The organism is Massilia sp. BHUDP2 (genome assembly GCF_046236355.1).
Lineage (GTDB): Bacteria > Pseudomonadota > Gammaproteobacteria > Burkholderiales > Burkholderiaceae_D > Telluria > Telluria varians.
The window spans coordinates 1,001,507-1,014,770 of sequence record NZ_JBJUVW010000003.1; the positions used below are offsets into that span (position 1 = coordinate 1,001,507).

Sequence of the window (13,264 nt, forward strand, 5' to 3'; positions counted from 1 at the left end):
CGGTCAGTCCTCCGAAAGCCAGGGGGCCGGTGCGGGTCGTTCAGCCATCGACACCGCCTTCTGGTGCACGCACCAGCAAGGTGTCGCAGGCCAGGTGCTGCAGCAGGTCATCGCTGCGGCTACCCATGAATACACGCGCCACGCTCGAGCGTTCGCGCACGCCCAGCACCACCAGCTGGAGCGCATGTTCGTGGGCATAGCGGGTAATGGTGTCGGTGACGCCGCCGTGGCCGATGAAGGGCGCGATGTGCTGGCGGGCGCCGGGCGGGAGGGCGCAGCCGTCGAGGAAGCGCTCGCTGGCCGCCAGCATCTCCGGCACCGCGTCGGCAACCGGCTCGGCCAGCGCTTCGAGCACGTGGAACAGGACGATGCGGCGTCCCGGGAACAGCCGCACGGCGGTCTCCAGCGCACGCCGCGAGGCGTCCGAGAAATCGTTCGCGACCAGGATACGCGCATAGGCGCCGCGGGTGCGCTGGCGCACCACCAGCAGCGGCTGGGCCAGGCCCTGCGCCAGGCGTTCGGTGGTGGAGCCGAAGATCAGTTGCTGGAAGCTTTCGTCGCGCGAGGCGCCGGTGACGACCACGCCGTCGCCCAGGGTGCCGGCAGTATCCAGGATGGCATCGACGACCTCGCCGTCCCTCACCTGCAGGGTCGGCGCCACGCCGCTGCCGGCGAATTCCTCCTGCAGCTCGCGGCGCGCGGCCAGTTCGAGCGCGGACACGGTAGCGTCGCGGTCGAGCCAGGCGCTCACCTCGTCGGGCGTGCGCGGACCTTCGCGCACGGTCAGGATGACCAGTTCGGATTGCCATTCGAGCGCCAGCTGCTTGGCACGGTCCAGTGGGCGGTCGCAATGCGCGCACAGGTCCGTGGCGAGCAGCAGCCGCGATGGCGGGATACTGTCGTTCACGTAAACCTCCATGCCGGGAAAAAAGCGGCAAATGGCTCCACTTTACTGTTTTGCATGAGATACGGCAACGCATTACTTCAGGTCAATACGGCAAGTTTTCTGCCAAACACAGCGCTCGTGCGCGCCGCAGGCGGTGGGCTTGCTAGCATGCGAAACATGCACATCCTCTGGAATTACCTGCGCCCGCACTGGCGCCTTGCCGCGCTGGCGCTGCTGCTGGCGGGCCTCGCACAGGTGCTGAACCTGGTCGACCCGATCATCTTCGGGATGATCATCGACGACTACGCGCTGCACCCGGGCGGCAGGAGCGACGACGAACTGGTGGCGGGCGTGCTGCGCCTGCTGTGCCTGGCCGTGCTGGTGGCCCTGCTGGCGCGCCTGGCCAAGGCGCTGCAGGAATACGTAACCCGGCTGGTGGTGCAGAAGCTGGGCGTGGCGATCTTCAACGACGGCCTGCGCCAGGTGCTGCGCCTGAAGTACCAGGAATTCGAAGACCTGCGCAGCGGCGAGACCCTGTCGCTGCTGCAGAAGGTGCGCGCCGACTGCGAGCGCTTCATCAACACCTTCATCAATACCGTGTTTGCCTCGCTGGTCGGGGTGTCCTTCCTGGTCTGGTATGCGGTAACCAAGCACTGGCTGCTGGTGCCGGTGTTCCTGGTCGGGGTCCTGGTGCTGGGCGGCCTCACCGGGATGCTGAGCCGCGAGATCAAGACCCAGCAGCGCTCGATCGTGCGCGAGACCAACCGCAACTCCGGCTTCATCACCGAATCGCTGCGCAACATCGAACTGATCAAGAGCCTGGGCCTGACCTTCACCGAGATCAGGCGCCTGCGCGCCCAGACCGACAGCATCTTCGCGCTCGAGATGGCCAAGGTGAAGCGCATCCGGCTGCTCTCCTTTTTACAGGGCAGCACGCTGAGCCTGTTGAAGCTGGCGATCCTGTTTGCGCTGCTGTGGCTGATCTTCCGCAAGGTGCTGTCGACGGGCGAGCTGATCGCGATGCAGTTCATCTCGGTGGCCATCTTCGCGCCGCTGCAGGAGCTGGGCAACATCATCCTGGCGCACCGCGAGGTCGAGGCCTCTCTGCTCAACTTCCGCACCCTGATGGACAAGCCGATCGAGCGGCGCCCGCAAGACTTCGTCGAGATCGGCGCGCTCGAGCAGATCCGCTTCGCCGACGTGGGCTTCCGCCACAAGGGGGCGCAGGAGGATTCGCTGGTGGACATCTCCTTCAGCGCCGCGCTGGGCCAGACGGTGGCTTTCGTGGGGCCGTCGGGCTCGGGCAAGTCGACCCTGGTGAAGCTGCTGGTCGGCCTGTACACGCCGGCGCGCGGCAAGGTGTACTACAACGAGATCTCGACCGCGGACCTGCGCTACAACGAGGCACGCCGCCAGATCGGCTTCGTCACGCAGGAGACCCATTTGTTCGCCGGGACCATCCGCGACAACCTGCTGTTCGTGAAGCCGGATGCGACCGACGAACAGATCATGGCGGCGATGGCGCAGGCCTCGTGCGCCAACCTGGTCGAGAAGTCGCCGGATGGGCTGGACACCGTCATCGGCGAGCGCGGCATGAAGCTGTCGGGCGGCGAAAAGCAGCGCCTGTCGATCGCCCGCGCGCTGGTGCGCGAACCGCGCCTCTTGATTTTCGACGAGGCGACGTCGGCGCTGGATTCGCTGACCGAAGAGCAGATCACCAACACGGTGCGCGACATCTCGGCGCGCGCCAGCCAGATCACGATCCTGATCGCGCACCGGCTCTCGACCGTCATGCACGCGGACACCATCTACGTGCTGGAAAAGGGCCGCGTCGTCGAAACCGGCTCGCACGACGCGCTGGTGGCGCAGAAGGGCCTGTACTACGCGATGTGGCGCCAGCAGATCGGCGAGCGGCCCGTGCCGGCTGGCGCGGTTCAGGCGTCCGCGGGATAGCGCAGGCCGATCTGCCCGCGGATCCGGTCCAGCAGGGCCATGTTGGACAAGGTGTCCTCGTGCGTCATCAGGGGATGCTCGATCAGGCCCTCGCGCAGGCAGCGTCCGGCCTCGATCGCTTCATGCGTGTAGCCGTTGCCCAGGTAGGGCGTCGGGATGGTGCGTGAGGAACTGTCCTGCAGGTCCACGGTGATGCGCTCGGCCAGGTGGAACATGCGGTGCATGCGGATGCTGCCCTTGGTGCCGGAGACGATCAGTTCCGAGGCCGAACGCGCGCGGATCGAACAGCTGCACACCGACAGCGTGCCGCCCTGGTGCTTCATGGTGAAGGCGGTGGTGGCGTCCACGCCCGTTTCGCTCATGATGGCCTGGGCCTGCACGTTCTCCACCTTGCCCAGCAGGGCGCAGGCGATCGAGAGCGGGTAGATGCCGAGGTCGAGCAGGGCACCGCCGCCCAGTTCGCGCTTGTTGACCCGGTGCTCGGGGTCCAGCGTGGCCGAGAAGCCGAGATCGGCATGCACCTGGGTGACGGTGCCGATCTCGCCGGATGCCATGATGCGTTTGACTTCGGCGAGCGCCGGCAGGAAGCGCGTCCACATCGCCTCCATCAGGAACAGGTTCTTGGCACGCGCGAGCGCCACCACTTCGCCGGCTTCGCGCCGGTTGATGGCAAAGGGCTTCTCGCACAGCACGGCCTTGCCGCCGCCCAGGGCCAGTAGGGAGTTCGGCGCATGCATCGGGTGCGGCGTGCCGATGTAGATGATGTCGACGCCGTCCGCCCTGGCCAGCGCCTCGTACGAGCCGTAGGCCTGTTCGATGCCCAGTTCGCGCGCGAAGGTCTGCGCGCTCTCGAGCGTGCGCGAACCGACTGCCGCCAGCACCGCGCCCGGCGCATGCTTCAGCCCCAGCGCGAATGCGCGCGCGATGCCGCCCGTGCCCAGGATGCCCCAACGTACCGTGTCGTCCATCGGATGTCTCCTTGTCTCTGGATGGTGCTTCAGGATCCTGCGCTACGAAGCATACTCTCGCAATCGGGCTTGAGAAAAATCGCTTGCAATTAAATAGTGCGCTATGTATTATCTTTTCCATGGCAGCGAGGCTGGGGTCATCCACCCGACAGCGGCGCTGTTTAAGTAGTGCGCTATTTAATCGCTATCAAACAACCGGGCCCTGCCCAACAACAGCAAAGGAGCATCATCATGGCAATCGAAAAAGTCCTCTACCGTGCAAGCGCCACCGCCACCGGCGGTCGTGAGGGCCGCGCCGTCTCGTCCGACAACGCACTCGACCTCAAGCTGTCGACCCCGAAGGAGCTGGGCGGCGCGGGCGGCGACGGAACCAATCCGGAACAGCTGTTCGCTGCCGGCTACTCGGCCTGCTTCCTGGGTGCGATGAAATTCGTGGCGGCACGCGACAAGCTGAAGATCTCCCCGGACGTGTCGGTGCAGGGCAGCGTAGGCATCGGTCCGATCCCGACCGGCTTCGGCATCGAGGTCACGCTGCAGATCAGCCTGCCGGGCGTGCCCGAGGAAGAGGCGCGCACCCTGGTCGAGCGCGCCCACATCGTCTGCCCGTACTCGAACGCGACGCGCGGCAATATCGACGTGAACCTGCAGCTGGTCTGACGCGTTCCGTTTTCCGGACGGGGAAGCCAGCCTGGCAGGCTGGCTTTTATTTTTCTGACAGCGCTTTTACTTATTGCTGGATATAAGCGGCATTTAATAAGCGAGCTCTTCAATTTCACAATTCATTTTCTGAATAACGGAAATAGGCAAGCGAAATAATCGATAAAGGCATCGAACGTTTAATGCGCAGGGAATTGCTCAATCGCTTATTCCATTTGCGCCAAATGTAATCCTTGCCGGCTTGTTTAATCAATGTGGAGCAGGTGGCGCCGCCAGCGCGAGAGTAAGCGGACTGAAGCATTTGCTTACATTTAGGCCTTGTTTCGCTATTTCATGCTTACTTTTGCAGGATTTTGTATAGGTTCGTTAATGGTGTTGTCATCTTTGCGTCGGCACAAAACAACGGCATAAAAATTTTTTCCGCACGGCAAACAAAAAAATTTCCGAGCGTATAGAATTGCCTCCCATCAGCTTCCTGACTTAAATATTTCAATCGATCAGGATGGGCTGGCAATTCTGAAAACTCCCGAAAAAATTTAACAATTCACGTAAGCCGATGCACACCACTGTTTCTACTTCGCGTTCTTCTTTCAGTCTCACGCAAACCCAGCAATACGCACTTCCCGTCCTGTTCGCCCTGTTCGGCCTGATCATGGGCTCGTGGGCCGGCCGTATCCCGGCCCTGGCCGAGCGCGTGCAGGTATCCCACTCGGCGCTGTCGATGGTCCTGCTGTGCGGCGGCCTGGGCGCCGTCATCTCCTACCCGATCTCGTCCTTCCTGATGGGCCGCTTCGGCGCCCGCAAGTCGGCGCTGATCGCGGGCATGGCCCTCCTGTGCGTGCTGGTGTCGATCGGCATGGCGCCGACCGTGCCGCGCCTGATGCTGGCGGTCCTGATGCTGGGCATTACCGCCAGCACCTTCGACGTCGCCATCAACTCGGCCGCGAGCAAGCGTGAGAAGACGACCGGCAAGGCAGAAATGTCGAGGCTGCATGGCCTCGCCTGCGCCGGCGGCCTGGTGGGCGCCACCCTGGGCAGCCTGATGGCCAGCATGAAGATCGCTCCGGGCACCCACTTCCTGATGCTGGCCGGTCCGCTGGCCCTGGTCCTGTGGGGCGCCTTCAGCATGATGGACGCCGACGATTCCGCCGAAAAGGTCGAGAAGAAGTCGTTCTCGCTGCCGCGCGGTCCGCTGGCACTGCTGGGCCTGTTGGGCTTCCTGGGCTCGATGTCGGAAGGCAGCATCGCCGACTGGAGCGGCGTGTTCCTGAAAGAGCACTTCGGCGCCTCGGACGGCCTGGCGCCGCTGGCCCTGTCTGCGTTCTCGGTCATGATGCTGCTGTCGCGCATGGTCGGCGACAAGATGAAAGTGCGCTTCGGCGCCCAGCGCCTGGTCACCCTCGGCTCGCTGGTGTCGGCCTCCGGCCTGTTCTTCGCCGTGATGGCTCCGAACGCCTACGTCGCCCTGGCCGGTTTCGCGGTCGCCGGCCTCGGCCTGTCGCTGCTGTTCCCCTTCGTGTTCAGCGCAGCCGGCGCACAAGGTCCGATGGCCCTGGCCGCCGTCGCCAGCATGGCCTACAGCGGCAGCCTGATGGGCCCGCCGGTGATCGGCGCCGTCGCCCACTTCGTCGGCATGCAGGCAGCCATCGCCTACGTCGGCGGCCTGTCCCTGGTCATCGCCTTCGTTGCAAGCCGTACCAAGCTGCTGAAGTAAGTCTCCCGCCGGCTTCCTGCCGGCACCGATCCTCGCACGGCGCAAGCCGGCTTCCAACGCAGACCGCGCCATGCGCCGTCTGCGTTTTTTTTGTTTGCGCTATCCCAAGCCGGTCCCGGCACTGGCCGAACTTCGCCCGCCGCGCCATCTCCAACGGACAAGCCCTTGATCACGGAGATGCCATGACGAGCACAATCGATGCAGCCGCGGTGACGCAGTTCCACGATGGCGAGCTTGCCCAGGCCGACTGGCCGAGCCTGCACCGCGCGGCCGAGCTCCCGGGGGCCTGGCCTGCCATCGACGCCAACCACCGCTACAACTGCCTGCTGTGGCAGGAAGAAGACCGCGCACGCCGGGTCGACGTTCCCGCCGCCGAAATCGCCACCAGCAAACGCCTGATCGACCGCTACAACCAGCAGCGCAACGATGCGGTCGAAGCTATCGACGAAGCGCTGATCGCCGGCCTCGCAGCTGCCCATTGCGCCGAGCCCGTTCCGGGAGCGCGCCTGTCGAGCGAGACGCCCGGCGCGATGATCGACCGGCTGTCGATCCTGTCGCTCAAGATCCACCACATGCGGCTGCAGACCGAACGCAGCGATGCGGGGCAGGCGCACGTGCAGGCGTGCAGCGCCCGGCTGCAGCGCCTGATCACCCAGCGCCACGACCTCGCCGCCTGCCTCGACCAGCTGCTGCGCGAGGCGCACAGCGGCCAGGCCTATTTCAAGGTCTACCGCCAGTTCAAGATGTACAACGATCCTGCGCTCAACCCCTACCTGTACGGGCAGGCGGCCGGCGGCGCGGCGCAGGCAGGCGGCTGAATGGGGCTGCCGCGCATCGACATCCTCGTCCCCACCTGCGGCCGGCCGGCGGCGCTGGCGGTCACGCTGACAGCGATCGGTGCACAGGACTATCCCGCGCTGCGCATCGTCGTATCCGACCAGACCGAGGGCAGCACTGCCCTCGGGCAGGCCGAGGTGGTCGCCGTGCTGCGCTACCTGCGCGCGCGCGGACACCAGCTCGAGACCTGGCATCACCTGCCGCGGCGCGGCATGGCGGAGCAGCGTGCCTTCCTGCTGGCGCAGGTCCAGGCGCCGTATTGCCTGTTCGTCGACGACGACGTCATCCTCGAGCCGGGCCTGGTCAGGCGCCTGCACGGCCTGCTCGTGCGGCAGGGATGCGGGTTTGTCGGCAGCGCGGTGCATGGCCTGAGCTACCTGGGCCAGGAACGCCCCGCGCAGGAGCAGCTCACGTTCTGGGAAGACCGCGTCGAGCCGGAAACGGTAATGCCGGGCAGTAGCGCGTGGGCACGCCATCACCTGCACAGCGCCGCCAACCTGTTCCACCTGCAGCGCCGTCTCGGCGTCCCGCCCGACCAGGAGCGTGCCTACCGCGTGGCCTGGGTGGGCGGCTGCGTGATGTTCGATGGCGCCAAGCTGCGCGCCGCCGGCGGCTTCGATTTCTGGCCGGCGCTGCCTCCCGAGCATTGCGGCGAGGACGTGCTGGCCCAGCTGCGTGTCATGGAGCGCTTCGGCGGCTGCGGCATGCTGCCCTCCGGCGCCTATCACATGGAGTTGCCCACCACGCTGAAAGAGCGCAGGGTCGATGCGCCCTGGGCGCTGCTGCCGCACGGCGATCCCGCGGCATTGTCGGCTTCCCTGGCGCCGGCGCAGGAGCGGCCATGAGCGGCGAACCGGCCCGGCTCGGCGGGGTGGCGAAGATCGCCGTCCTGCGGCCGAACGCGGTGGGCGACTTCGTCTTCGCCCTGCCGGCCCTGCACGCGCTGAAGCACACCTATCCGGACGCCGAACTGGTATTCCTCGGCAAGGCCTGGCACGCGGATTTCCTGGAAGGGCGGCCGGGACCGGTCGACCGGGTCGTGGTCTTGCCGCCCATTCCCGGCGTCGGGGCACCCGTGGACGAGCCCGTCGACGAGCAGGCTGTCGCGTGCTTTGTCGAACGCATGCGCGGGGAAGGTTTCGATATCGTGCTGCAGATGTACGGCGGCGGGCGCTACTCGAATCCCTTCGTCATGCGCATGGAGGCCAGGCTGGCCGTCGGCGCGCGCGCGGACGGTGCCCCACCGCTCGACCGCTGGGCTGCCCACGTCGAGCCGGCCAACCGGCGGCTGGCCTTGCTGGAGATCGCCGCGCTGGCCGGCGCGGCGCTGCCGTGGATGCAGCGCGAACTGACCGTCACGCCGGCGGACCGCGAAGCCGCGGCGCAGGTCCTGCCCCCCGCCGGCCGGGACGCAGCGCACGGCCGGCTGGCCGAGTACGGGACCACGATGCCGGCGCCGCCGCAGGGGTATGACCGTCCACTGGTGCTGCTGCAGCCGGGATCGTCCGATCCGCGCCGCTGCTGGCCCGCGGAGCGTTTTATCGCCGTCGGCGACGCGCTGGCCAGGGCCGGTGCGCTGGTCGCCGTCAACGGCACCGCGCAGGAGGCCGGCCTGGTGCGGCGGATCGTCGGCGGCATGCGCCAGCCGGCCCTCGACCTTGCCGGAAAGCTCGGGCTGGGCGGCCTGTGTGGCTTGCTCGAGCGTGCCGCGCTGGTGGTATCGAACGACACCGGACCGCTGCACCTGGCGCTGGCCATCGGCACCCCGGCCGTCGGCCTGTTCTGGCATACGAACCTGGTCGACGGCGCACCCTTGCGGCCGGGCCTGCTGCGCGCTGCCGTCTCGGCCCAGGTGCGCTGCAGCGTGTGCGGCGCCGACAACCGCGCAGCGCGCTGCCCGCACCAGGAGAGCTTTTTGCACGATATTCCGGTCGACGAAGTGCTGGGGCTGGCGTTCGCGCAGTTGCAAAGCCGGCATGCCGTCGCATCGAGTGCGTGAAGCCGTGCGGCATTCTGACCCGGCGAACAAGGCCGGTGCCTTCACCAATACGGCCACATGCCCGTCGCGCGTTGTCCGCTCGGCTCCGTCCCGGAGAGCAGGGCGCGGGCATGCTCGAGCACCACCGCGGCGCGCTCGGCGGCCGGATCCCAGATGCAGCGGTGGCGCAGGCGGTCAAGCGGGGCCCAGCGGGCAATGTCCGCCTTGCTGAACACCACCACGCTGTTCAGCCCCAGGCCGGCCGCGATATGCGATACCCCGGTGTCGTTGCAGATCAGCAGCCGCGAGCGGCTCATCAGGGCCGCCATGGCGCCGATCGAGATCGGCGCCGCAGCCTCGATCGCGGGCGAACACATGTGCTCCGCGACCGCGCGGGCGAGCGGGGCTTCGTCGGCTGAACCGGTGAGCACGGTGTCCAGGCCGAATTCCTGCCTGAGCTGGTCCGCCACTTCCGCAAAGCGTTCCGGGGGCCAGCATTTGTCGCGCTTGCGTGCCCCGGGATGGATGCAGATGTAGTTGCCGGGCTCGAGGCCAGGGGCGACCTTGCTGGTGTCGAGTTCGTCGATGTCTTCGCGCCGCAGGGGAAATTCGAGCTGGGTGCCGGCGTCCGGCGCGCCCAGCCGCCCGAGCAGGATCAGCAGACGTTCCTGTTCGGCGCCCGCGTCGGGCCAGGGCACCAGCAGGGTGCGCTCGGTCTGGCTTGCTTCGCCGCGGGTGAAGCCGGCCATGGCGCGGGCGCCGAAACCGGCGACGATATGGTTGGTCACGTCGCCGCTGCCGTGCAGCTGCAGGGCGAGGTCGAAACCCTGCTCGCAGATGGACGCATAATAGGCCGTGAGTTCCTCGTGGCGCACCGCCTGCTCGGGCAGCAGCGGGTGGCCCGGGAAGGGAATGAAGTCGTCGATGTAGGCGTCGAAGCGCCGGGCGAACTGCGCCGCCCAGGGCAGGCCCGTGAGCACGATCCGCGCGTCCGGCAAGGCGCTGCGCAGTGCACGCAGGGCAGGTACCGAACAGAGCATGTCCCCCAGCTGCAGGGCGCGAAACACGATGACGCTGCGGATAGCGTGACGGTGCAGGAACGAACGCCGATTCATGTGTTCTCCAAATAATCCAGCCTTGCGCAAATTCCACAGCCAGGCACCACAGCGGCGGATCGGTCTCCAGCAGTCACAAGCAGGTCTTGCACGGCCACCGGCGCGTCAGGCGTGGCACAGCCGGTCGAGGACGTTGCGGGTAATGCGTTCGACCCTGCGGTCGCGTGCCTCGCCCAGCACCTGCGCCCAGTCGGTGGTACCGGCGGAAAACACGGTGCCGCCGTGCCGGAACATGCCCATCGCCGCGACGTGGATGCCCTCGCCGGCGCCATGGCCTACCAGCGCCGGTCGAGCGGGCAGGCAGCGAGCAGCTGGTAGCCGTCCGGCGTCCCCGCCTCGTCGCGCCAGGCCGACAGGACAGCCTGGCCGTCCGGCCCGATATGGTCGACCGGTACGCCGTCGCACTCGTATCCCGGCAGCGGCGGCCAGGTATCGGCGCCGAGCGATGCGCCGCGCGCCAGGCCGGTGCCCGCGAAGATCCAGTGCCCGGGCTGCTGGACGATGAAGCCGGGGGTGTCGCGCGGCCCATCCCACCAGCCGCCGCCGTGGCGGTAGCTGGCGCCGCTCAGGGAGTCTTCCGGGCGCCGGGCGCCGGTGGCGGGCCACCAGTGGTCCCAGGCGCCATGCTTGCCGCCCTGGTGGCACACCATGGCCGTGCCCTCGTCGACCAGGTGGATGCGCCACCAGCACAGGTTGGCGCCGAACAGGGCCAGGTTGCCGCCGCCGGCGACGAAGTCTTCGACCGCGTCGCGCGTGTCTTCGCTCCAGTATTCGTCGTGGCCCACGCTGACCAGGAGGCGGTAGTCCTGCAGCAGCGACGGCTGCGCATGGATGTCGAGGTCGGTGCAGAAGTCGGCCGCATAGCCGCAGCGCGCCATCCAGCGGATGAAGCGCGCATCCCAGTGTGCGAAGGTCTGGCGCGGGGAGCGCGGGTCGTAGTGGTCTTGCGCGCCCCAGGTCAGGCCGCCGATGCCGCCACCGGGCCGGCGCAGCGACACGCGGGCGCCGGGCGGATGCGCCGAGCGCGGCGGATTGGTGTAGAAGCAGCCGCCGCCGGAGCAGTTGTAGGCGTGCCAGGTGGCGACGGGCAGCTTGTACAGGATGGTCTTGCTCGCCCTGGCGCGCACGACGAACAGGGCGGCGGCGGAATCGGCGGACAGCCGCAGGGGCTGGCCCTGCGGCAGCTCGAGATGGGCGAGGTAGACGCCCGAGGGCCAGTCGTCTCCGGTCTCGACCTGGTAGGGCGGCCACTGCCAGTCTTCGTCGGCGCGGCCGTCGGGCAGGTGCTCGGCGCGCAGCCAGGCGCCCAGCCATACGGGCACCAGTCCGTCTTCCCAGCGGTAGATGGCGATGCGAAAGCGCGGCTCGTCGCCCGCGACGTGCAGGGTGAGCGTCTCGCCCGCCCGCACGCTCGGGCGCCCGGGATAGGCACGGATCATACCGGCAGCTCCGGCTCGCTGCGCTTGGTCACCAGGAAGGGTGGGATCGCCAGTGCGTGCAGGGGCATCTGCCGGAACGCGGCGACGGCCTCGAAGGGGCTCTCGACGATGGGCTCGTCCTTGCCGTTGAAGGAGGTGTTGAGCAGCACCGGCACCCCGGTACGCACCTCGAAGCCGGCCAGCAGGACGCGCAGCAGCGGGTCGTCCGCGGGGCCGACGGTCTGCAGGCGCGCGGTGCCGTCCACGTGGGTGATGGCCGGCAGCATCGGCGCGACTTCGGGCCGCACCGGCGCGGCGAACTGCATGAAGGGAGACGGGCCGGCCACGTCGAAGTAGACGGCGGCGCGTTCTTCCGGCACCACCGGGGCGAGCGGGCGGAACCATTCGCGCTGCTTGACCCGCGCATTGATCCAGTCGCGGATGCGGTCGCGGCGCGGGTCGGCCAGGATGCTGCGGTGCCCGAGCGCGCGCGGGCCGAACTCGCTGCGGCCCTGGTACAGGCCGATCACGCGCCCGGTGCACAGCAGGTCGAGCATGCGCGCGCACAGGGCGTCGCGGCCGCGCGGACGCTCGACCACGAGGTCGGTGGCGCCGTCGAGCGCCGCTTCGATGTCGGACAGCTGCGGCGGCGGGCCGAGGTAGTCGGCGCTCCAGCGGAAGTCGCAGGGCCGGCCGGCCAGCTCGGTGAGCCCGTAGATGGCGCAGCCGAGGGCGGTGCCGGCGTCGCTCGGCGCCGGCGGCAGGAACACGCGGCGGAACGGGGTCTCGCGCAGCAGGCGCTCGTTGGCGGAGCAGTTCAGGGCGGTGCCGCCGGCGAAGCACAGGTGCTCGGCCCCGGTCTGGCGGTACAGCCAGTGCGCCAGCGCCAGCAAGGCGACCTCGAAGGCGCGCTGGCCGGCGGCGGCCAGGTTGGCGCAGTCGGTGAAGCGCGCTTCCGCGCTGCCGAAGCGGAAGCGGCTGCGCTCGCGCAGCAGCGAGCGCCAGGCGGACGGGATGCCGACCGCCATGCCTTCGACGTCGAGCGGCGGCAGGCCGAGGGCCGCCGGGTCGCCGTAGGGGGCCAGGCCCATCACATTGCCTTCGTTGCCCTCGCCCGGGAAGATCGCCTGGGTCAGCAGGAAGTAGAACATGCCGAGGCCGACGAGGCGGCCGTCGACGTGGCGGGCGCCGTCAGGCGGCCGGACCTGCTTGCCGATGCAGCGGATCTCCTTGCGGCTGGCGCTGTAGAAGGAAGAGACCTCGCGCCAGTCGCCGGGCGTGCTGGCGGCGCCGCTCCAATGCTCGGTGAAGTCGGAGACCGGGCTGCCCTGGCCGTCGATGACCATCACCGCGGCCTCGTCGAAGGGGGAGGGGTGGAACACGCTGTACAGGTGCGCCAGGTGGTGCGAGATGCGCGCACGGCGGCTGTCGCGCGCCAGTACCAGCGTGGCGGCCAGCTCGTCGTCATAGACGGGCAGGCTGCCGATTTCTTCATCGGACGAGAAGCATTCGACGACGATGTCGATCGGGCGCTCGAGCCCGGGAAGGCGCGGCGCATAGTGGTCGCGCAGGTCGCCGGGTTTGCCCCAGTGGTGCTTGTGGCGCGTGAGACGTTCTTTCTGGATGGCCCAGGCAAGGTGCGAGCCCTGCATGAGGCAGATGCTGGCGTCCTGGGTCCGGTTAATGCCAAGCACAAATGGGGTGTCGTCCATCGGTGATCTCCTGGTGTCGGGGGCGA

Annotated in this window: 12 protein-coding genes; 6 read left to right on the plus strand and 6 right to left on the minus strand. The window is 67.9% G+C overall.

Annotated features, from left to right (window positions below; genetic code table 11):
- Positions 1-40 precede the first annotated feature (40 nt).
- Positions 41-907 carry a universal stress protein gene (locus ACK6C6_RS21250; RefSeq protein WP_409269128.1) on the minus strand — a complete coding sequence of 289 codons (867 nt, stop codon included), beginning with the start codon at positions 905-907 and terminating at the stop codon, positions 41-43.
- A 156-nt stretch (positions 908-1,063) separates the two neighbouring features.
- Between ACK6C6_RS21250 and ACK6C6_RS21255 the strand changes: the two genes are divergently transcribed.
- The gene (locus tag ACK6C6_RS21255) at positions 1,064-2,839 is read left to right on the plus strand and encodes an ABC transporter ATP-binding protein (RefSeq protein WP_409269130.1); all 1,776 of its coding nucleotides are present in this window, start codon (positions 1,064-1,066) and stop codon (positions 2,837-2,839) included.
- Here ACK6C6_RS21255 and ACK6C6_RS21260 read toward each other — a convergent pair.
- On the minus strand, positions 2,821-3,807 hold the full coding sequence (locus tag ACK6C6_RS21260; RefSeq protein WP_409269131.1) for a Gfo/Idh/MocA family protein: 987 nt from the start codon (positions 3,805-3,807) through the stop codon (positions 2,821-2,823). The genes ACK6C6_RS21255 and ACK6C6_RS21260 overlap by 19 nt on opposite strands.
- A 231-nt stretch (positions 3,808-4,038) precedes the next feature.
- On the opposite strand from ACK6C6_RS21260, the gene ACK6C6_RS21265 reads away from it, so the two are divergent.
- The 5 genes from ACK6C6_RS21265 (at position 4,039) to ACK6C6_RS21285 (ending at position 9,014) form a co-directional block, all read left to right on the plus strand.
- Complete coding sequence (locus ACK6C6_RS21265; RefSeq protein ID WP_209589749.1) at positions 4,039-4,464, plus strand: organic hydroperoxide resistance protein; 426 nt, start codon at positions 4,039-4,041, stop codon at positions 4,462-4,464.
- 556 nt (positions 4,465-5,020) lie between these two features.
- Complete coding sequence (locus ACK6C6_RS21270; protein ID WP_209589748.1) at positions 5,021-6,178, plus strand: MFS transporter; 1,158 nt, start codon at positions 5,021-5,023, stop codon at positions 6,176-6,178.
- A 182-nt stretch (positions 6,179-6,360) separates the two neighbouring features.
- Positions 6,361-6,996, plus strand: a complete 636-nt coding sequence (locus ACK6C6_RS21275) for a DUF4254 domain-containing protein (RefSeq protein WP_409269134.1) — start codon at positions 6,361-6,363, stop codon at positions 6,994-6,996.
- Positions 6,997-7,860, plus strand: a complete 864-nt coding sequence (locus ACK6C6_RS21280; protein ID WP_409269135.1) for a glycosyltransferase — start codon at positions 6,997-6,999, stop codon at positions 7,858-7,860.
- The gene (locus ACK6C6_RS21285) at positions 7,857-9,014 is read left to right on the plus strand and encodes a glycosyltransferase family 9 protein (protein WP_409269136.1); all 1,158 of its coding nucleotides are present in this window, start codon (positions 7,857-7,859) and stop codon (positions 9,012-9,014) included. Before ACK6C6_RS21280 ends, ACK6C6_RS21285 begins: the two co-directional genes overlap by 4 nt.
- A gap of 41 nt (positions 9,015-9,055) precedes the next feature.
- On the opposite strand, the gene ACK6C6_RS21290 is transcribed toward ACK6C6_RS21285, so the two are convergent.
- From ACK6C6_RS21290 to ACK6C6_RS21305, 4 genes are all read right to left on the minus strand, one after another.
- On the minus strand, positions 9,056-10,108 hold the full coding sequence (locus tag ACK6C6_RS21290) for a glycosyltransferase family 9 protein (RefSeq protein WP_409269137.1): 1,053 nt from the start codon (positions 10,106-10,108) through the stop codon (positions 9,056-9,058).
- 105 nt (positions 10,109-10,213) lie between these two features.
- Positions 10,214-10,342 (minus strand): hypothetical protein, encoded by a 129-nt coding sequence (locus ACK6C6_RS21295; protein ID WP_267872172.1) that lies wholly within the window; start codon positions 10,340-10,342, stop codon positions 10,214-10,216.
- A 41-nt stretch (positions 10,343-10,383) separates the two neighbouring features.
- On the minus strand, positions 10,384-11,547 hold the full coding sequence (locus ACK6C6_RS21300; RefSeq protein WP_409269139.1) for a N,N-dimethylformamidase beta subunit family domain-containing protein: 1,164 nt from the start codon (positions 11,545-11,547) through the stop codon (positions 10,384-10,386).
- Positions 11,544-13,238 carry a carbamoyltransferase gene (locus ACK6C6_RS21305; protein WP_409269140.1) on the minus strand — a complete coding sequence of 565 codons (1,695 nt, stop codon included), beginning with the start codon at positions 13,236-13,238 and terminating at the stop codon, positions 11,544-11,546. The genes ACK6C6_RS21300 and ACK6C6_RS21305 overlap by 4 nt, the downstream gene beginning before the upstream one ends.
- Positions 13,239-13,264: the final 26 nt, after the last annotated feature.

What these genes read in the sequence shown, in the direction of transcription:
- ACK6C6_RS21255 (WP_409269130.1), top strand. Translation starts at nt 1,064, where the DNA reads ATGCACATCCTCTGGAATTACCTGCGCCCGCACTGGCGCCTTGCCGCG.
- ACK6C6_RS21275 (WP_409269134.1), top strand. Translation starts at nt 6,361, where the DNA reads ATGACGAGCACAATCGATGCAGCCGCGGTGACGCAGTTCCACGATGGC.
- ACK6C6_RS21285 (WP_409269136.1), top strand. Translation starts at nt 7,857, where the DNA reads ATGAGCGGCGAACCGGCCCGGCTCGGCGGGGTGGCGAAGATCGCCGTC.
- ACK6C6_RS21305 (WP_409269140.1), bottom strand. Translation starts at nt 13,238, where the DNA reads ATGGACGACACCCCATTTGTGCTTGGCATTAACCGGACCCAGGACGCC.
- ACK6C6_RS21270 (WP_209589748.1), top strand. Translation starts at nt 5,021, where the DNA reads ATGCACACCACTGTTTCTACTTCGCGTTCTTCTTTCAGTCTCACGCAA.
- ACK6C6_RS21300 (WP_409269139.1), bottom strand. Translation starts at nt 11,547, where the DNA reads ATGATCCGTGCCTATCCCGGGCGCCCGAGCGTGCGGGCGGGCGAGACG.
- ACK6C6_RS21265 (WP_209589749.1), top strand. Translation starts at nt 4,039, where the DNA reads ATGGCAATCGAAAAAGTCCTCTACCGTGCAAGCGCCACCGCCACCGGC.
- ACK6C6_RS21260 (WP_409269131.1), bottom strand. Translation starts at nt 3,807, where the DNA reads ATGGACGACACGGTACGTTGGGGCATCCTGGGCACGGGCGGCATCGCG.
- ACK6C6_RS21295 (WP_267872172.1), bottom strand. Translation starts at nt 10,342, where the DNA reads ATGTTCCGGCACGGCGGCACCGTGTTTTCCGCCGGTACCACCGACTGG.
- ACK6C6_RS21280 (WP_409269135.1), top strand. Translation starts at nt 6,997, where the DNA reads ATGGGGCTGCCGCGCATCGACATCCTCGTCCCCACCTGCGGCCGGCCG.
- ACK6C6_RS21290 (WP_409269137.1), bottom strand. Translation starts at nt 10,108, where the DNA reads ATGAATCGGCGTTCGTTCCTGCACCGTCACGCTATCCGCAGCGTCATC.